The sequence below is a fragment of the Nocardia sp. CC227C genome (genome assembly GCF_030767025.1).
In the GTDB taxonomy this organism is placed as follows: Bacteria; Actinomycetota; Actinomycetes; order Mycobacteriales; family Mycobacteriaceae; genus Nocardia.
The window spans coordinates 19933-38999 of the sequence record NZ_JASITE010000031.1 but is presented as its reverse complement, the minus strand read 5'-3'; the positions used below and the strand labels follow the sequence as shown (position 1 = coordinate 38999).

The window sequence follows — 19067 nt, the reverse complement described above, 5'->3', positions numbered from 1 at the left end:
CTCACCACCCGGTGCCGCCACCGGTGAAAGACCCGCCGAATTCCGCTGCCCCCTGGCATTTCTCGCCGGGTCCGGGCACTAGAGTGATCCCGGTGCGCCTCGTGATTGCTCGCTGCCAAGTGGACTACGTCGGCCGTCTCACCGCCCACCTTCCGATGGCTCGTCGCCTGCTGCTCATGAAGGCGGACGGCTCGGTGCTGGTGCACTCCGACGGCGGTTCGTACAAGCCGTTGAACTGGATGAGCCCGCCGTGCCGGCTGGAGGAGCGCGACAGCGAGACGGAGGCGGCCAAGCTCTGGGTGGTCACCAACAAGGCGGGCGAGGAGCTGCGCATCACCGTCGCCGAGATCGAGCACGATTCCTCGCACGAGCTGGGTGTGGATCCGGGTCTGGTGAAGGACGGCGTGGAGGCGCATCTGCAAGAGCTGCTCGCCGAGCACATCGACACCCTCGGCGCGGGTTACACACTCATTCGTCGCGAGTACATGACCGCCATCGGCCCGGTGGACATCCTGTGCCGCGACGCCGACGGCGCGACGGTGGCGGTGGAGATCAAGCGCCGCGGCGAGATCGACGGCGTGGAGCAGCTGACCCGCTACCTGGAGCTGCTCAACCGCGATCCGCTGCTGGCCCCGGTCACCGGCGTCTTCGCCGCCCAGCAGATCAAGCCGCAGGCCAAGACCCTCGCAACCGACCGCGGGATCCGCTGCCTGACGCTGGATTACGACGCCCTGCGTGGCACCGAGAGCGACGAATTCCGGCTGTTCTAACCTCGGATCATGCCCCGCCGCAAGCCGAGACCCCAGCAGGCGGCGCGGTCCCACCCGGAACCGCGCCCGCTGGGTGATGTCTTCGGCCGCAACGAGGAGGGGCCGGACGGGGAGATGTATGTCGTCCGCACCGTGCCCGGCACCCGCGCCGTCAAACGCTACCGCTGCCCCGGCTGCGATCAGGAGATCATGCCCGGTGTCCCGCACATTGTCGCCTGGCCCGCCTACGGGGGTGAGGACGACCGCCGCCACTGGCACACCGGCTGCTGGAAAGGCCGTCATACCAGGCGAATTACTCGCCGCTGGTCGTAGTCGCGGAAGTGCTCGACAGGTCCGCCCGTGGAAATCCGGCCGGTGGAAATCCGGTCGGTGGAAATAGGAGAGGCCGCCCCCGGTGGGGGGCGGCCTCGGAATGGATGGGTGTCGCCCGGTCGGCGTCGAATATGAGGGACTAGCTGGAGACCTCGGCGTTTTCACGCTGTTCTTCGTCGACGTTCTGCTCTTCCTCGGACTCGGACTTGGAGTCCTGGATGGCCTTGCGACCGGACTGCTTGCTCTGCAGCGAGCGGGGCTCCGGGGTGCCGTCGAGCAGTTCGCTCTCGCGGTTGACCGCGGCCAGCATGGCCGGGACCGAGTCGAGCTGACCGCGAATGCCCAAGAGCTGAGCCAGCACTCGTCCACGCAGCACCCGCATCTCCTCGGCCAGTTCCTTGGCGTGCGCGATCTTGCGGTCGGCCGAGTTGGTGGCGTTGGTGATGAGGCGGTTGGACTCGTCGGTGGCGTCCTTGATGCGCTGGGCGGCCTCGGCGCGGGAGGTGGCCTCGAGCTCCTCCATGGCGCGGGTGAGCTTGGTGCGGCGCTCGGCCATGGTGACCTCGAAGTCCTGCTGCGCGGCCTTGCGCTTGGCCTCGGACTCCTTGGTGATGCGGTCGGCCTCGGCATTGGCGGCGTCGATGATCTTCGCGGCCTCGGCGCGGGCATTGGCGAGGGTCTGCTCGAACTCGACCTCGAGCGCTTCGCGCTTCTCCTTGGTCTCGGAGAGCAGCGATTCGTACTTTCCGCGCATCTCGGCCGCCTGCTGTTCGGCGATCGAGATCATCTCCGCGGCCTCGGCCTGAGCCTGGGCGCGCACCTCGGATGCCTCGTCGGAGGCCAGGCGCAGCATGCGGGAGATGCGGTCGGACATACCTTCCGCGGTGGTCGGCGGCACGGAGAGCCGGTCGACCTCCTTGCGCAGCTCATCGATCTCGTCGCGCGCGTCTTCCAACTGCGCGGCCAGGTTGCGGGCCTGGGCGGCAGCGGCGTCGCGATCGGTAGCGGTTACCCTTAGCTCGGCGTCGAATCGGTCGAAGTAGTTGCGCACCTCATCACGGTCATACCCCTTCCGCACTACGGTAAAGGGCAGAGCGACGAAGCGATTACGATCGGGCTCAGTGGACGACATGCCCCACAAACTACAGCCTGTCGACCACTGATGGTGACCCGACCGCGAATGTTGTTACAGCCTCTTTCCCGTCGTGGATGTCGGTACTAGTGAGTAGTTTTCGCGGCGGGCTCGACGAGTTCGACCAGCACACCGCCAGCATCCTTCGGGTGGATGAAATTGATGCGTGAACCCGCTGTTCCACCGCGCGGGGCCTCGTACAGCAAACGCAAGCCCCGTGTACGCAGATACTCGGAGACGGCGTCGATATCCGTGACCCGGTATGCGAGCTGCTGCAGGCCGGGACCGTTTCGGTCGATGAACTTGGCAATGGTGGAGTCCGCGTTCAGGGGAGCCAGCAACTGGAGGGCACTCGAGCCGCCGGGCGCGCCCGCGCACGACAGCATGGCCTCGTGCACGCCCTGGGCCTCGTTGATCTCCCGATGCGTCTCGACCATGCCGAGATTCTCGGCGTACCAGGCGACGGCGGTATCGAGATCGGGAACGGCGATGCCGACGTGGTCGACGGCGGTCACATATTCCGCGGGGATGAATTCGGGCTTTTCGGTGTTGCTCACGTACCGAACGGTAGCGCGCACCTGAGGAAGGGAGGCGGGAGACAGCGGGTTACCTTTGAGTAGGGCCTCGACTGTGGCAGGGGGCCCGACCATCCGACGTAAGCGAGGGCTCATCGTGACCACCACCGTCATCGTCTCCGGCGCCCGCACCCCGGTGGGGCGGCTGCTGGGATCGCTGAAGGACTTCAGCGGCTCCGATCTGGGCGGCATCGCCATCAAGGCGGCGCTGGAGCAGGGCGGTGTGACGCCCGAGCAGGTCGACTACGTGATCATGGGCCAGGTGCTGACCGCGGGCGCGGGGCAGATTCCGGCGCGGCAGGCGGCCGTGGCGGCCGGCATTCCGATGGATGTGCCCGCGCTGACCGTCAACAAGGTCTGTCTGTCCGGTATCAACGCCATCGCGCTGGCCGATCAGCTGATTCGCGCCGGTGAGTACGAGATCGTGGTGGCGGGCGGCATGGAGTCCATGTCCCAGGCCCCGCACCTGTTGGAGAAGAGCCGCGAGGGCTTCAAGTACGGCGATGTGACGCTGCGTGACCACATGGCCCACGACGGCCTGCACGACATCTTCACCGATCAGCCCATGGGCGCGCTCACCGAGCAGCGCAACGACACCGACAAGATCAGCCGCGAGGACCAGGACGCCTTCGCCGCCGCCTCGCACCAGAAGGCCGCCGCCGCCTGGAAGAACGGCGTCTTCGCCGACGAGGTCGTGCCGGTCTCCATTCCGCAGCGCAAGGGCGATCCCATTGTGTTCGCCGAGGACGAGGGCATTCGCGCCGACACCACCGCCGAATCGCTGGCCAAGCTGCGTCCCGCCTTCCGTAAGGACGGCTCCATCACCGCCGGCACCGCCTCGCAGATCTCCGACGGCGCGGCCGCGGCGGTCGTCATGTCCAAGACCAAGGCGCAGGAACTGGGTCTGAGCTGGATCGCCGAGATCGGCGCGGCCGGTGTGGTCGCGGGCCCGGACTCCACCCTCCAGGACCAGCCCGCCAACGCCATCCTGAAAGCCTGTGAGCGGGAGGGCATCTCGCCCGCCGATCTGGACCTGGTGGAGATCAACGAGGCGTTCGCCGCCGTCGGCGTCGCGTCCACCCGCAAGCTCGGCATCGACCCGGAGAAGGTCAATGTCAACGGTGGCGCCATCGCCATCGGCCACCCGCTCGGCATGTCCGGCGCCCGCATCCTGCTGCACCTGGCCTACGAGCTGAAGCGTCGCGGCGGCGGCGTCGGCGCGGCCGCGCTGTGCGGTGGCGGCGGCCAGGGCGATGCCCTGATCGTCCGCGTCTGACGCCGGCGCCCGTGCCCCGCCCCCGGATCCGGACGGAATCGGGGGCGGTGTCGTCTGTGCCGAGCCGTCTGTGACCACCTCCACTACGTGATGTCGTAGGCATGGATGCACAATAGAGCGCATGGGCAATCTCCTGGACCTGAGCACCGTGGCCAAACGTTTCCGATTTGTCGCGTTTTTGGAGGCGGTGTCGTGGGCCTTCCTGATCGTCGGCATGGTGTTCAAGCGGCTGCCGGAGCCGGTGTTGTGGCCGGTCAAGGTGTTCGGCATGTTCCACGGCGTGGTGTTCATCATCTTCGTGCTGACCGCGATCATGGCGGCGCGGGAACTGGCGTGGAACTGGAAGACCACCGTACTGGCGCTGGTGTCCAGCATTCCGCCGTTCTTCACGGTGCTGTTCGAGATGTGGGCCGTGCGCGCCGGTCACCTCGCGGAGCTGAGCCGGGGCGCTTCGGCGGAAGGCGCCGACCCGACTCCGGCGCGTTCGTGACAGACTGGATGTCGTGACTCGACCTGCACGACGACCTTCTGCCGCCGCAGTCGCCGCTATGTCCGGTGCGGTGGACCTGTCCGCATTGAAGCAGCCCCCGGCGAGCGGGGACGCCCCCCAGGGGCACGCCGTCACCGAGGCCGACTTCGAGACCAAGGTGCTGCGCCGCTCCACCCAGGTGCCGGTGGTGGTGGCGCTGTACTCCCAGCGCAGCCCCGGCAGCATCGAACTGGTGCGACTGCTGGAGAAGCTGGCCGCCGAAACCACCGACTGGGAACTCGCCAGCATCGAGGCCGAGGCCAATATGCGCATCGCGCAGGCATTCGGGGTGCAGGGCATTCCGACGGTGGTCGCGGTGGCCGCGGGGCAGCCGCTCGCCGACTTCACCGGGAATCAGCCCGAAGCGCAGGTGCGGCAGTGGATCTCCGCCGTCGTCGACGCCGTGCGCGGCAAGCTGCCCGGTGTCGGCGAAGGCGGCGAGGAGGAGCCGCAAGCGCCGGAGGACCCGCGTTTCGTGGCGGCCGAAGAGGCTTTGGAGCGTGGGGATTTCGCCACCGCCGAGGCCGCGTACCAGGCCATCCTCAATGCCGAGCCCGGCAATGCCGATGCCAAGGCCGCGCTGCGCCAGGTGCAGTTCGTGGCCCGTGTCCAGGAGCTTGACCCGAGTTCGGTCGCCAAGGCCGACGCCGATCCGGCGGATCTCGACGCGGCCCTGGCCGCCGCCGACCTGGAGATGTTCAACCAGCAGCCGGAGCAGGCGTTCGAGCGGCTCATCGCGCTGGTGAAGCGCACCGCGGGCGATGACCGCACGCGCGCCCGCACCCACCTGCTGGAACTGTTCGAACTGTTCGATCCGGCCGAGCCCATCGTGGTGGCGGCCCGGCGCAAGTTGGCCGCCGCGCTCTACTGACTCGGGTGCCGACTCGGACGGCGGCGAATCCCCCGACCGGAACACCGGTTCCCCATTCCGCGCGGAGTGGGGAACCGGCTGTTTGTCAGGCGTCCGGCGTGGTGCCCGTGCCGGCGCTCATGGTGCTGAGCGATTTGATCACGTCGACCAGGGCCGAGGATGAGCCGGTGCCGCTCGGGTCGGGTTCGCCGGGGGCGACGACCGGCGCGACGGTGACCGGGACATCGGCGGCGCCCATGCCGGCGCCCGCGCCCAGGAATCCGGCCGCGGCGGCGGCGATGAACATGGCGGTACCCAGCTTCTTCATGTAGATCTGTTCCTATCGGTTTGTATCGCTTGTCGGATGCGACGCCGCAGGGTCAAATCCACTACACGCCAAGCGATCTCGGCAGACCCTAATGTCCGTGCCCCTACTTTCCGGGGCCGGCGACCGGCACCTTCTCCTCACCGGTCGGGGTGCGGCGCGGCCGCGGGGGTGAGCCACAGCGCGCTGTTGGGGGCCACCGTGACCGCGGCGGAGACCGGGCGGCCGTGCCAGGGTTCGCCGTCGGCGTCGACACCGCCCAGATTCCCGATTCCGCTGCCGCCGTAGACCGTCGCATCGGTATTGAGGATCTCCCGCCAGCGCCCGCCGCACGGCAGTCCGACACGGTGGCCCGAGGCTTCGGAACCGGAGAGGTTGTACACGCACGCGATGATCGAGCCGTCGCTGCCGTAACGCAGGAACGACAGCATGTTCCGGTCGCGGTCGTCGGCGTCGATCCACGAGTACCCGCCGGGCGAGGTGTCCTGGCTCCACAGCGCGGGGTGGCCGGTGTAGAGCTCGTTGAGGTCGCGCACCAGGCTTTGGATGCCCCGGTGCAGCGGATTGTCCAACTCGTACCAGTCCAGGCCGCGGTCGTGGTCCCACTCCCGGAACTGGCCGAATTCCTGTCCCATGAACAGCAATTGCTTGCCCGGATGCGACCACATGTACGCCAGCAGGGCGCGCACGCCGCTCGCCTTGGCGAAATCGTCGCCGGGCATACGCGTCCACAGGGTGCCCTTGCCGTGTACGACCTCGTCGTGGCTGATGGGCAGCACGTAGTTCTCGCTCCAGGCGTAGGTGAGCGAGAAGGTGATCTCGTTGTGGTGCCAGGTGCGGTGCACCGGATCGTGGCCGAGGTACCCGAGCGTGTCGTGCATCCAGCCCATATTCCACTTCATGGTGAAGCCCAGCCCGCCCACCTCGGTGGAGCGGGTGACGCCGGGCCAGCTGGTGGACTCCTCGGCGACGGTGAGCACGCCCGGATGGCGGCCGTGCACGGAGGCGTTCATCTCCTGGAGGAAGGCGACGGCCTCCAGGTTCTCGCGGCCGCCGTGCACATTGGGCTCCCAGCTGCCCTCGGGACGCGAGTAGTCCAGATACAGCATGGAGGCGACGGCGTCCACGCGCAGGCCGTCGATGTGGAACTCCTCGATCCAGAAGCGGGCATTGGCGACCAGGAAATTGCGCACCTCGTTGCGGCCGAAGTCGAAAACGTAGGTGCCCCAGTCGAGTTGCTCACCGCGCCGCGGGTCGGGGTGCTCGTACAGGGCGGTGCCGTCGAAGCGGGCCAGCGCCCATTCGTCGCGTGGGAAATGGGCGGGCACCCAGTCCAGGATGACGCCGATGCCGCTGCGGTGCAGGTGGTCCACGAACCAGCGGAAGTCGTCGGGGGAGCCGAAGCGTGCGGTGGGGGCGTAGTAGGAGGTGACCTGGTAGCCCCAGGAGCCGCCGAAGGGATGTTCGGACACCGGCAGCAGCTCCACATGGGTGAATCCCTGGGCGGCGACGTAGTCGGCCAATCGCTCGGCCAGCGCCCGGTAGCCGAGGCCGGGCCGCCAGGAGCCGAGGTGCACCTCGTAGACGCTGATCGGCGCGCGGGCCGGATCGAGCCGGGCGCGCTCGCGCAGCCAGCGGTCGTCACCCCATTCGAAGGCGCTCGCGGTGATCACCGAGGCGGTGGCGGGCGGCGGCTCGGTGGCGAAGGCCAGCGGGTCGGCGTGGTCGACGACCCGGCCGTCGGCGCCGTGCACGCGGTATTTGTACTTGTCGCCCGGACCGAGCCCCGGCACGAACAGCTCCCAGACGCCGGAGTCGCCGAGCCGCCGCATGGGCGCGGTGTGGCCGCTCCACCCGTCGAAGTCGCCGATCACCGCCACCCCGCGCGCGTGCGGGGCCCAGACCGCGAAGGAGGTGCCGAGCACCTCACCGTCCAGCGTGGTGTAGCGGCGCGGATGCGCGCCCAGCGCCTCCCACAGCCGCTCGTGCCGTCCCTCGCCGAGCAGGTGCAGGTCCAGTTCGCCGAGTGTGGGCAGGAAGCGGTAGCCGTCGGCGTCCACCGTGGTGCGCCCGCCCGGATACGAGGTGACCAGACGGTAGTCCCACAGCTCCGGGAACGGGATCACGCCTTCGAACACCCCGTGCTCGACGTGCGCGAGCGGGTGGTCGACACCGCCGACCCGGGCCGCGACCGTATCGGCGTGCGGGCGCAGCGCCCGCACCACCGTGCCGCCGGGGTGCGGATGCGCGCCCAGCACCGTATGCGGGTCCGGATGGGTGCCCGCCGCCAACAGCATCAGGTCACGACGGTTCATGCGGGGCATTCCGGGCGAACGGGCTCACGGGTGGCGCACACACCTGCCAACTTACTGCGCCGTCCACGCCACCCCGGCCTCGAACCGGCGAGCCGGGGCGACCGGATGCCGTACCCGCGACGCCGAGCCGGGGGCGGGTGCTACGGCGGGCGGGCGGCGGCGTTTACGATCGAGGGTGGATACGGAACGCTCGAACCACGCTCGGGTAGGAGCGCTGATGTGTCGATTGTTCGGATTGTCGGCCGCGCCGCAGCGGGTGAAGGCCACCTTCTGGCTGCTGGACGCGCCGGACAGCCTGGCGCGGCAGAGTCGGCGGGAGCCGGACGGGGTGGGTCTGGGCGCCTTCGCCGCCGACGGCAACCCGCTGGTCGAGAAGCAGCCGCTCGCAGCCTACGAGGATGCCCGGTTCGGCCGGGAGGCCCGGGAGCGGGCGTCGGCCACCTTCGTCGCCCATGTGCGCTACGCCTCCACCGGGGCGGTGGAGCCGCGCAACACCCACCCGTTCCAACAGTTCAAACGCCTGTTCGCGCACAATGGGGTATTGCACGGGCTGTCCGAGCTCGATGCCGAACTCGGCGCGTATCGCGAACTGGTGCAGGGGGATACCGATTCCGAGCGGTTCTTCGCGCTGATCACCAAGCGCATCGACAAGTACGACGGCGACGTCACCGCGGGCATTGCCGACGCCGTCGCCTGGATCGCGGAGCGGCTGCCGGTGTACGCGCTCAACCTGGTGCTGACCACCGCGACCGAGCTGTGGGCGCTGCGCTATCCGGCCACCCACGAGCTGTACGTGCTGGAGCGGGCGGCGGGCGGAGCCGGTGGCCGCCGGCACCTCGACCACGCCGGTCGCAATGGAATCCGAGCGCGCAGCGGGCATCTCGCGCGGCATCCGGCCGTGGTGGTGGCCAGTGAGCGGATGGACGAGGATCCGGGCTGGCGGCTGCTGCGGCCGGGCGAGCTGCTGCACGTCGACGAGCGGCTGCGGGTGCGCTCCACCCGGGTGCTGAACCGCCCGCCGCGTCACCCGCTGTCGCTGGCGCAGCTGGAACCGGCCGCCGCCGCCTCGCAGACCGGAGCCTGAACGCCCGCGTTCAGTGGAAGGTGCGCCGGTAGGCCAGTTCCTGGCGGGCGTGGGTCGGCACCGGGGGCAGGTTCAGGATGTGCGCCACCGCGCGGGCGGGGTCCAATCGCACGTAATTGGTTTGGCCCCAGTGGTATTCCTCGCCGCTGACCTCGTCGTACACCACCGGCCGGTCGTGCCACTCGCGGCCGATGGCGGGCAGGTCCAGCGACACCATGCCCTGCTCGGCCCCGAACGGGTTGAGGTTCACCACGATGAGCACCGCATCCCCGGTGGTGGGGTCGAATTTGGAGTAGGCCAGCAGCGCGTCGTTGTCGGTGTGGTGGAAGTGGATGCACCGCAGCTGCTGCAGCGCCGGGTGCGCGCGGCGGATCTCGTTGAGCCGGGTTATCCACGGCTCCAACGACTCTCCACGCGCGGCCGCCTCGGCGAAGCGGCGCGGGCGCAGTTCGTACTTCTCCGAGTCGAGATACTCCTCGCTGCCCGCGTGCACGGCCTGATGCTCGAACAGCTCGAATCCGGAGTACACGCCCCAGCTGGGCGCGAGGGTGGCGGCCAGCACCGCGCGAATGGCGAACATGCCGGGGCCGCCGTGCTGGAGGCTCTCGTGCAGGATGTCGGGGGTGTTCACGAACAGGTTGGGCCGCGCCTCGTCGGCCTTGGCGGCCAGTTCCCTACCGAACTCGATGAAATCCCATGTGGTGGTGCGCCAGGTGAAATAGGTGTAGGACTGGCTGAATCCGCGTCGAGCCAGGCCGTAGAGGCGCGCCGGGCGGGTGAACGCCTCGGACAGGAAGATCACGTCCGGGTGCTCGCGGTGCACCTGGCCGATCAGCCACTCCCAGAAATCGGCCGGTTTGGTGTGCGGGTTGTCGACCCGGAAGATCTTCACGCCCAAGCCGATCCAGTGCTGCACCACCCGCAGCACCTCGGCGTACAACCCGTCCGGATCGTTGTCGAAATCGACCGGGTAGATGTCCTGGTACTTCTTCGGCGGATTCTCGGCGAAGGCGATGGTGCCGTCGGGCAGGGTGGTGAACCACTCCGGATGCGACGCCACCCACGGATGGTCCGGGGCGCACTGCAACGCCAGGTCCAGCGCCACCTCCATGCCCAATTCCGCCGCGGCGGTGACGAAGTCGGTGAAGTCGGACTCGGTGCCCAGCGCCGGGTGGATGGCATCGTGCCCGCCCTCGTCGGAGCCGATGGCCCACGGCGACCCCACATCGCCGGGCTCGGCGGTGAGGGAGTTGTTGCGGCCCTTGCGGTTCACCCTGCCGATGGGGTGGATGGGCGGCAGGTACACCACGTCGAAACCCATGGCGGCGATGCGGGGCAGCTCCTCGGCGGCGGTGGCGAAGGTGCCGTGCACCGGCTTGCCCTCGGCGTCCCAACCGCCCGTGGAGCGCGGGAAGAATTCGTACCAGGCGCCGACCAGCGCCCGCTGCCGCTCCACCAGCACGGTGTGCTGCGGACCGCGCGTCACCATGTCGCGCAGCGGGGTGGCGCGCAGGATCTCGCTCACCTCGGTGCTGAAGGCCGGGGCCACCCGCGCGGGCAGCTGCACGTCACTGCGCAGGGCCGCGGCCGCCGCCCGCAGCGTCTCCCACTGCTTCTTCGGCACCGCCTGGGCGGCGCGGTCCAGCAGCCGCGCCCCGATCTCCAGGTCGTTGGCCAGATCGGCCGCGCTCTGTCCGACCGCGAGTTTGGCCTCCACCGCCGCGCGCCAGGTGGCGACGGGATCGCTCCAGCCCTCGATGCGGAAGGTCCACCGGCCGGGCGAGGTCGGCGTGAACACGCCATTGAACACGTCGGGCTGGTAGTCCGGCGTCATGCGGATCCGCCGGGGCCGCGAGGAGCCGGGCGCGCGCACCGACAGTGTCGCCGACACCGCGGCGTGCCCCTCGCGCCAGACCACCGCCCGCACCGGAAATACCTCGCCGACCACGGCTTTCGCCGGTCGGCCGCCGGGAATCGCAGGGGCGGTGTCATCGATGGCGATGCGGCCGGTCACGCCCCGAACTTACCTTTCGCGGGTCCGGACGGTGTCGCGGGGCGCGCTACGCCTGTCCGGGCTTCAGGACGATGAACAGGCCGTTGGCCTCGGCGCACAGCCGGTCGCCGTCCTTCAGGGTGGCCCGGACGTACACCTTGCGGCCGTCCACACGCTCCACCCGGCCGTGCACCCGCAGCTCGGTGTCGAGCGGGGTGATGGAGCGGTAGTCGACGGTGAGCGAGGCGGTGCGGGTGACCTGTCCGGTGTGCACGGCGGCGGTCATGCCGAGCAGATCGTCGAAGGCGAGGGCGATGTGCCCGCCGTGAGCGGCGGCGTTGCCGCCCAGATGGAAGGTGCGGAAGGTGAGACGGGCGTCCACGCCGTCACGCGCCGCGCGGTCGATCCAGAACGGGGGCAGGGTGATATTGCCGCGCGAGGGCAGGTCGTGCCGCCGCCAGGTCGGGGCGGACCACTCGTCCACCACGGCCTCGTCGAGCCGGTCGTTGAGCTGTTTCAACATGGCGATGGCGTCCAGGGCCACGTCATCGCTCGGTGCGCACAGCCGCGCCTTGTCCATGAGCTCGCGGACCTGCTCGATCAGCTCCCCGTAGTGCGGTCCGCCCGCGGAGTTGTCCCGCGCGATTTCCGCCATCGGCCGAAAGCCGCCTTCGTGGTGCTCGGCGGTCGGAACCGACTCGACCTGCTGCTCAGTCATGAGAACACGTTATCGGTTGCTCACGAGAAGCTCGTGCCGAGGGCCGATCGCGCGGTGTGCGCGGGGCCGTCGGCCGCTCGCGGCCCCGCGGCCACCCGGTAGGGTCGAGCGGGTGAAGGCACTGCGTCGATTCACCGTTCGCGCCCACCTGCCCGAGCGGCTGTCCGCGCTGACCGAGCTGGCGACCAACCTGCGGTGGTCCTGGCACGGGCCGACACAGGATCTGTTCGCCGCACTCGACCCGGAGCTGTGGGTGGCCCTCGGGCGGGACCCGGTACGCATGCTGGGCGAGGTGCCCGCGGCGCGACTCGACGAGTTCGCCGCCGCCGACGACTACGTGCGCCGGGTGGACGCGGGAGCGGCCGATCTGCGCGACTACCTGACCCGCCCGCGCTGGTTCCAGCGGCAGCCCGAACACGACCGCCCGCGCGGCATCGCGTACTTCTCCATGGAGTTCGGTGTCACCGAGGTGCTGCCCAATTACTCCGGCGGTCTCGGCATTCTGGCCGGTGACCACCTCAAGGCCGCCTCCGACCTCGGGCTGCCGCTCGTCGGGGTCGGATTGCTGTACCGCTCCGGCTATTTCCGGCAGTCGTTGTCCGCCGACGGCTGGCAGACCGAGCACTACCCGGCCCTGGACCCGCAGGGCCTGCCGCTGCGCCTGCTCACCGACGCCGGCGCGCCCGTCCTGCTGCACGTCCCCATGCCGGAGGGCCGGGTGCTGCGGGCCCGGGTCTGGATCGCCCAGGTGGGCCGAATCCCGTTGCTGCTCTTGGACTCCGATATCGCCGACAACGACGCGGAACTGCGCGCGGTGACCGACCGGCTCTACGGCGGCGATCAGGACCATCGCATCAAGCAGGAGATCCTGGCGGGCGTCGGCGGTGTGCGCGCGGTGCGCGCCTTCACTCGTGCGCACCGGCTGCCCGATCCGGATGTCTTCCACATGAACGAGGGCCACGCCGGGTTCCTCGGTGTCGAGCGCATCCGCGAATTCATGTCCACCGGAATGGATTTCGACTCCGCACTGACCGCGGTGCGGGCCGGGACGGTGTTCACCACGCACACCCCCGTGCCCGCCGGGATCGACCGGTTCGCGGCCGGGCTGGTGCGCCGCTACTTCGGCGGCTCGCACGGGGAACGGGAATCGGTGCTGCTGCCCGGGGTTTCGGTGGATCGCATCCTGGCCCTGGGGCGTGAGCACGATCCGTCGGTGTTCAACATGGCCCATCTCGGCCTGCGGCTCGCGCAGCGCGCCAACGGCGTCTCACGCCTGCACGGCGAGGTCAGCCGCGGCATGTTCAACCCGCTGTGGCCGGGGTTCGACACCGCGGAGGTGCCCATCGGCTCGGTCACCAACGGCGTGCACGCCCCCACCTGGGCCGCCCGCGAATGGATCGACAAGGCCCGCGAACTCATCGGTGACGAACTGGTGGAGGAGGCGCGCGGCTGGGAGCAGCTCAGCGATGTCGATCTCGGCGAACTGTGGTCGACCCGCAATGCGCTGCGCCGCGTCCTGGTGGCCGAGGTACGCCGCCGAGTGCGCGCCTCCTGGTTGGAGCGCGGGGCGGCGTCGGCCGAACTCGGTTGGGTGGAAGAGGTTTTCGACCCGGACGTGCTCACCGTCGGCTTCGCCCGCCGGGTGCCGACCTACAAGCGGCTCACCCTCATGCTGCGCGATCCGGACCGGCTGCGGTCGCTGCTGCTGGATCCGGAGCGCCCGGTGCAGTTGGTGGTGGCGGGCAAATCCCATCCGGCCGACGACGGCGGCAAGGCGCTCATCCAGCAGATCGTGCGCTTCGCCGACGATCCGGCGGTGCGCCACCGCATCGTCTTCCTGCCCGACTACGACATGTCCATGGCCCGGTACCTGTACTGGGGATGCGATGTGTGGCTGAACAATCCGCTGCGCCCGCTGGAGGCGTGCGGCACCTCGGGCATGAAGTCCGCGCTCAACGGCGGGCTGAACCTCTCCATCCGGGACGGCTGGTGGGACGAGATGTACGACGGCGAGAACGGCTGGGCCATCCCCACCGCCGACGGCGTCCGCGACGAGCACCGCCGCGACGACCTGGAGGCCGCCGCCCTGTACGAACTCCTGGAACGCTCGGTGCTGCCGCGCTTCTACGATCGCGATCCCGGCGGCATGCCGGTGCGGTGGATGGAGATGGTGCGCCACACCCTCCAAACGCTGGGGCCGAAGGTGCTTGCGTCCCGCATGGTGCGCGATTACGCGGTGGACTACTACCGCCCCGCCGCCGCGGCCTACGCCGCGGTCGCGCGCGACGATTTCGGCGGAGCCCGCGCGCTGGCCGAGTACCGCCGCCGCATCGAGGCCGCCTGGCCCGCGGTGAAGGTCGTCCAGGTGGACAGTTCCGGCCTGCCCGACACCCCGGTCATCGGCGCGACCCTGGCGCTGCGCGCCCGCATCGACCTCGGCGGCCTCGCTCCGGTCGACGTCACGGTGCAGGCGGTGCTGGGCCGGGTCTCGACCACCGACGAGCTGTCCGATGTCGTGACCGTGCCGATGGACCACGTCGGATCGGAGTCGGGCACCGAGCTGTTCGAGGTGCGGACCCCGGTCCCGCTGTCCGGCGCGGTCGGCTACACCATTCGGGTGCTGCCGGAGCATCCGCTGCTCGCCGGGTCGTCCGAACCCGGATTGGTCGCCACGCCGAGTCCGTAGCGGGCTGCGCGCCCCGGCTGATAATTTGCCCACTATTCGCCGGGTCGGATGCGGTCGTCCGGTATGCGAGCGGCTAACGTGCCAGCGGGGCACTCCCGCACCAACCGGTCCGACTGGAGCAGAACACCACATGACCACCGACGTCCTGTCACGCGCCAAGGGTCGCATCGACGAGTATCTCGGCGTCAGCCGCCACGGCTCGACCATGAAGCGTGAGCTCATGGCGGGCACCGTCACCTTCCTGGCGATGTCCTATGTCCTCGCGGTCAATCCGACGGTGCTCGGCGACGGCGGTCCGCTGGGCGAGGCGGGCATGCCCATGCAGGCGGTCTTCACGGCCACCGCCGTGGCCGCCGTGGTCGGCACCCTGGTGATGGGCCTGTGGGCGCGCTATCCGGTCGCGCTGGCCCCGGGGATGGGCCTCAACGCGTTCTTCGCGTACACGGTCGTGCTGAGCATGGGCATTCCGTGGGAGGAGGCGCTGTCGGGCACCCTGCTGTCCGGCATCATCTTCTTCGTCCTCGCGGTCACCAAGGTGCGCGAGAAGATCATCGACGCCATCCCCATGCAGATGAAGCTGGCCGTGGGCGCGGGCATCGGCCTGTTCGTGGCCTTCCTCGGCTTCAAGAACGCGGGCATCGTGGTCGCCAGCGAGGCCACCCTGGTGCATCTGGGCGATTTCCATCAGGGCACCACGCTGCTGGCGTTGCTCGGACTGCTGCTGACGGTCGTGTTCATGGTGCTGCGCTGGAAGGGCGCGGTGCTCTACGGCATTCTGATCACCGCCGTCGTCGGCATGGTCTCGGGTCTGGTGGAACTGCCGAGCGCGGTGGTCGACCTGCCGCACGGACTGAACGAGACCTTCGGCCAGGCCATCGTCAATCTGCCGAACGTCTTCACCAACGAGCAGATGATCATCGTCGTGCTGACGATGCTGTTCGTCGACTTCTTCGACTCCTCGGGCACCCTGATCGGCGTCGCGCACCAGGCGGGCATGCTCACCAAGGACGGCAAGCTCGAGCGGGCCGGGCGGGCGCTGGCCGCCGACTCCATCGGCACCGCGGCGGGCGCGATCATCGGCACCTCCACCACCACCGCGTACGTGGAATCCACCGCCGGTGTCTCGGCGGGCGGGCGGACCGGGCTCACGGCGGTCGCCACGGCCTTCTGGTTCCTGGTCGCCATGTTCTTCTTCCCGCTGTTCGCGGTCGTGGCGGGCGTTCCGGCGGTGACCGCCCCCGCGCTCATCGTGGTCGGCGTGCTCATGTCCCGGGCGCTGGGGGAAATCGAATGGGACAAGCTGGAATACGCGGTCCCGGCCTTCATCACGGTGGTCATGATGCCGTTGACCTTCTCCATCGCGAATGGCATCGCCATGGGGCTGCTGTTCTATCCGCTGATCATGGTGGCGAAACGCCGCGGGCGCGAAGTGCATCCGGTCATGTGGGCGCTGCTGTTGATATTCCTGGCGTACTTCTTCTTCCTCGCCGAATAGCGCGTTCCTCTCGTCGCCGCGTCGGTGTAACGGGGATTACACCCAATTTCGGACGATCCGGAATAGGCTCCGGTGCTCGTAGGTTGGCTACCACTGAACGCGAACCGGACCACGGTCCGGATAATTCGCCGAAGTAACGACCAGACGTCGACAGATGAGGAAAGAGACCGATGACCGCACCCGCCACCGGCACCACAGGTTCGACCCGCTCGCTATTCGCCGCCCGGGACGGCGTGGACGCCACCGCCATCGATATCGGCCTGCTGATCGCCCGCGTCGGATTCGGCGGCCTGTTCGCCGTGCACGGCAGTCAGAAGCTCTTCGGCTGGTTCAACGGCTACGGCCTCGAGGCCACCCATGCCGGCTTCGACCAGATGGGCTACAGCCCCGGTTCGTTCTTCGGCACCCTCGCGGGGCTGAGTGAACTCGGCGGCGGCCTGCTCCTGCTGCTGGGTCTGTTCACGCCGCTGGCCGCCGCCATCGTGCTCGGCACCACGGTCAATATCGTCAACGCCACCTGGTCGGACGGCTTCGCCATGTGGGAGATGGGCGTGCTGTTCGCCCTCGCGGCCGCGGCGCTCGCCTTCACCGGTCCGGGCCGGTTCTCGCTCGATCACGGTCGCCCGTGGGCCCGGCAGGGTGTGGTGTGGGGTGTCGCCGCGGTGGCGCTGGCCATTGTGGCGGGCGTGCTCACCCTGATTCTGAAGGCGGTTCTCTAAGGATTGTGTGTCCCCGCGCCGCGTGCAGGGCTTGGCGCGGGGACCGTGGATACTTCGATGTGGGAATTGGGGGTCATCGGAGTACCGCACGCCAATTTACTTCTGTCCGGAAGTATAGCGACGCCGGTGTGAGTGGTTTCACACCGGCGTCTTTCGTCGATAAGTTTATTTCGAGGTGGTCGCGGGTGCGCCGGTCAGCCGTCGCAAAGCCTGGGCAACCACCTCGGGGTCGGAAGTCTCCCAATACGGCGGCAACGAGGCGCGCAGATATCCGCCGTAACGTGCGGTGGCCACACGGGAATCGAGAATCGCGATAACCCCGCGATCGTCGACGCTGCGCAACAGGCGGCCGGTGCCCTGCGCCAGCAACAGCGCCGCGTGATTGGCCGCCACCGACAGGAAACCATTGCCGCCCCGCGATTCCACCGCGCGCTGCCGCGCCACCAACAGCGGATCGTCCGGGCGTGGGAACGGAATGCGGTCCAGGATCACCAGACTCAGCGACGGACCGGGGACGTCCACCCCCTGCCACAGCGACAGCGTGCCGAACAGCGAGGTCTCCGGATCGTCGGCGAATGTGCGCACCAGTGCGCCGGTGGCGTCCTCACCCTGGCACAGCACCGGGGTGTCCAGCCGTTCGCGCAGGATCTCGGTGGCCGCCTTGGCAGCCCGCATGGAGGAGAACAGGCCCAGGGTGCGCCCGCCCGCCGCCGTCACCAGGCGCTCGATCTCGTCCAGGTAGGCGGGCGGCAGGCCGTCGCGCCCCGGGGCCGGGAGATGCTTTGCCACATAGAGGATTCCGGCCTTGGCATGATCGAACGGGGAACCCACGTCCAGGGAGCTCCAGCGCACCTTCTCCGCGTCCGAGGGAGCCTGCGCGCCGTTCGCCAGCGCGGCGTCCACCCGTCCGGGGGACTGCGGCGGCAGCCCCCAGGTGACGGCGAGATTGTCGAAGGAGCCGCCCACCTGGAGGGTGGCCGACGTCAGCACCACGGTGGCGGTGCCGAACAGGCGGCTGCGCAGCAACCCGCCCACCGACAGCGGGGCCATGTGCAGGGCGCGGCGCGCGACCCCGCGCATCTCGTCCACGGCCAGCCAGACCACATCCCGGTGCGCGGCCGGGTCGGACTCCTCGAACGTCTCCAGCACCCGCACCGCGGCGTCGTGCACCTCCTCCACCGCGGCGAGCGCCTGATTGCGGGTGGCGGCGGTCTCCGGATCACCCTGCGGCGCGGCGGAACCCTGCGGATTGAGCGCGGTGCGGGCGTTCCACGCGGCATCGCGCACCAGCGCCAACACCGGGGCAGCGCCCTCGGGCAGGGTGTCCCAGCGGCCCGCGGGCAGCTCGTCCAGGAAGGCGTGCCACGCCTCGGCGGCGCTCTCCAGCCGGTCGACCTCCCGCTCGTCGACGAGTTTGGCGCAGCGCTTGGCGGCGGCGCTGATGGCGGCGGTGGACAGTTCCGCGGTCGCCACCCCGGTCACCCGGTCCACCAGTTCGTGCGCCTCGTCCACGATGACCACATCGTGTTCGGGCAGCACCTGGATGCCGCTGATGGCGTCGATGGCCAGCAGCGCGTGATTGGTGACCACCACATCGGCCTGGCCGGATTCGGCGCGGGCCTTCTCCGCGAAGCAGTCCACACCGAACTGGCAGCGAGACTTGCCCAGGCATTCGCGGGAGGAGACGCTGACCTGCCGCCAGGCGCGGTCGCTCACCCCGGGCGCGAGTTCGTCGCGGTCGCCGGTCTCGGTGTCGGAGGCCCAGTCGTTGAGCCGCTGCACCTCGCGGCCCAGCCGGGAGATGGCGAAGGCGTCGAACAGCTCGGCCTCGGCGGGCTCGTCCGGAATGGCGCTGTTGATCTTGTTGAGGCACAGATAGTTGTTGCGGCCCTTGAGGATCGCGTACTGCGGCACCCGGCCCAGGGGCTTGGCCAGCGCCTCCGACAGCCGCGGCAGATCGCGGTCGACCAGCTGCCGCTGCAGGGCGATGGTGGCGGTGGAGACCACCACCGTGCGCCCGGTGCGCACCGCGTGGCGCAGACTCGGCACCAGATAGGCCAGTGACTTGCCGGTGCCCGTCCCGGCCTGCACGGCCAGATGCTCCCCGGTGTCGATGGCGTGCGCGACCGCCGCCGCCATGGTCTGCTGTCCCTTGCGTTCCTTCCCGCCGAGAGCCTCGACGGCGGTGGACAACAGTTTCGGCACGGGTGGGAGTTCGGGCACGGCCGTCAGCGTACTGACTCCGGCCGACAAGCCGACGGTCCGTGCGAGACCGATCGGTCGGCGGC

The 19067-nt window shown here is 69.4% G+C and carries 16 protein-coding genes; 9 read left to right on the top strand and 7 right to left on the bottom strand.

The window, feature by feature from the left end:
* Window positions 1–92: 92 nt before the first annotated feature.
* Window positions 93–770 carry an endonuclease NucS gene (gene nucS, locus QMO76_RS34760; RefSeq protein WP_306365626.1) on the top strand — a complete coding sequence of 226 codons (678 nt, stop codon included), beginning with the start codon at window positions 93–95 and terminating at the stop codon, window positions 768–770.
* 9 nt (window positions 771–779) lie between these two features.
* On the top strand, window positions 780–1082 hold the full coding sequence (locus tag QMO76_RS34755) for an ATP/GTP-binding protein (protein ID WP_306365625.1): 303 nt from the start codon (window positions 780–782) through the stop codon (window positions 1080–1082).
* 139 nt (window positions 1083–1221) lie between these two features.
* Here QMO76_RS34755 and QMO76_RS34750 read toward each other — a convergent pair whose 3' ends face one another.
* Together QMO76_RS34750 and mce are read right to left on the bottom strand one after the other, a co-directional pair.
* Window positions 1222–2214, bottom strand: a complete 993-nt coding sequence (locus QMO76_RS34750) for a hypothetical protein (protein ID WP_306365624.1) — start codon at window positions 2212–2214, stop codon at window positions 1222–1224.
* An 86-nt stretch (window positions 2215–2300) separates the two neighbouring features.
* Window positions 2301–2771: a methylmalonyl-CoA epimerase gene (mce, locus tag QMO76_RS34745; protein WP_306365623.1), complete on the bottom strand. Its 471-nt coding sequence runs from the start codon at window positions 2769–2771 to the stop codon at window positions 2301–2303.
* Between the two features lie 115 nt (window positions 2772–2886).
* On the opposite strand from mce, the gene QMO76_RS34740 reads away from it, so the two are divergent.
* The 3 genes from QMO76_RS34740 (at window position 2887) to QMO76_RS34730 (ending at window position 5465) form a co-directional block, all read left to right on the top strand.
* Window positions 2887–4065, top strand: coding sequence for an acetyl-CoA C-acetyltransferase (locus tag QMO76_RS34740; RefSeq protein WP_306365622.1), 1179 nt, complete (start codon window positions 2887–2889; stop codon window positions 4063–4065).
* 121 nt (window positions 4066–4186) lie between these two features.
* Entirely contained in the window at window positions 4187–4555 is a 369-nt protein-coding gene (locus QMO76_RS34735) for a DUF3817 domain-containing protein (protein ID WP_306365621.1), read from the top strand.
* Between the two features lie 58 nt (window positions 4556–4613).
* Complete coding sequence (locus tag QMO76_RS34730) at window positions 4614–5465, top strand: tetratricopeptide repeat protein (protein ID WP_306365620.1); 852 nt, start codon at window positions 4614–4616, stop codon at window positions 5463–5465.
* Window positions 5466–5550: 85 nt separating this feature from the next.
* Here the strand turns inward: QMO76_RS34730 and QMO76_RS34725 are convergent, their stop codons facing one another.
* Together QMO76_RS34725 and glgB are read right to left on the bottom strand one after the other, a co-directional pair.
* Complete coding sequence (locus QMO76_RS34725; protein ID WP_306365619.1) at window positions 5551–5772, bottom strand: hypothetical protein; 222 nt, start codon at window positions 5770–5772, stop codon at window positions 5551–5553.
* Between the two features lie 137 nt (window positions 5773–5909).
* Complete coding sequence (gene glgB, locus QMO76_RS34720) at window positions 5910–8084, bottom strand: 1,4-alpha-glucan branching protein GlgB (protein ID WP_306365618.1); 2175 nt, start codon at window positions 8082–8084, stop codon at window positions 5910–5912.
* A 217-nt stretch (window positions 8085–8301) separates the two neighbouring features.
* Between glgB and QMO76_RS34715 the strand changes: the two genes are divergently transcribed.
* Window positions 8302–9168 carry a class II glutamine amidotransferase gene (locus tag QMO76_RS34715; RefSeq protein ID WP_306365617.1) on the top strand — a complete coding sequence of 289 codons (867 nt, stop codon included), beginning with the start codon at window positions 8302–8304 and terminating at the stop codon, window positions 9166–9168.
* Between the two features lie 10 nt (window positions 9169–9178).
* Here the strand turns inward: QMO76_RS34715 and QMO76_RS34710 are convergent, their stop codons facing one another.
* A complete protein-coding gene (locus QMO76_RS34710) occupies window positions 9179–11182 on the bottom strand; it encodes an alpha-1,4-glucan--maltose-1-phosphate maltosyltransferase (RefSeq protein ID WP_306365616.1) in 2004 nt (667 codons plus the stop codon).
* Between the two features lie 46 nt (window positions 11183–11228).
* The gene (locus QMO76_RS34705) at window positions 11229–11879 is read right to left on the bottom strand and encodes a PaaI family thioesterase (RefSeq protein ID WP_306365615.1); all 651 of its coding nucleotides are present in this window, start codon (window positions 11877–11879) and stop codon (window positions 11229–11231) included.
* Window positions 11880–11991: 112 nt separating this feature from the next.
* On the opposite strand from QMO76_RS34705, the gene glgP reads away from it, so the two are divergent.
* The 3 genes from glgP to QMO76_RS34690 all read left to right on the top strand — a co-directional run bounded on the left by glgP (window position 11992) and on the right by QMO76_RS34690 (window position 16779).
* Window positions 11992–14565: an alpha-glucan family phosphorylase gene (glgP, locus tag QMO76_RS34700; protein ID WP_306365614.1), complete on the top strand. Its 2574-nt coding sequence runs from the start codon at window positions 11992–11994 to the stop codon at window positions 14563–14565.
* 130 nt (window positions 14566–14695) lie between these two features.
* Window positions 14696–16060 (top strand): NCS2 family permease, encoded by a 1365-nt coding sequence (locus tag QMO76_RS34695; RefSeq protein ID WP_306365613.1) that lies wholly within the window; start codon window positions 14696–14698, stop codon window positions 16058–16060.
* A gap of 170 nt (window positions 16061–16230) precedes the next feature.
* Window positions 16231–16779, top strand: coding sequence for a DoxX family protein (locus QMO76_RS34690; RefSeq protein WP_306365612.1), 549 nt, complete (start codon window positions 16231–16233; stop codon window positions 16777–16779).
* A gap of 165 nt (window positions 16780–16944) precedes the next feature.
* On the opposite strand, the gene QMO76_RS34685 is transcribed toward QMO76_RS34690, so the two are convergent.
* Window positions 16945–19002 carry an ATP-dependent DNA helicase gene (locus QMO76_RS34685; RefSeq protein WP_306365611.1) on the bottom strand — a complete coding sequence of 686 codons (2058 nt, stop codon included), beginning with the start codon at window positions 19000–19002 and terminating at the stop codon, window positions 16945–16947.
* Window positions 19003–19067 lie beyond the last annotated feature (65 nt).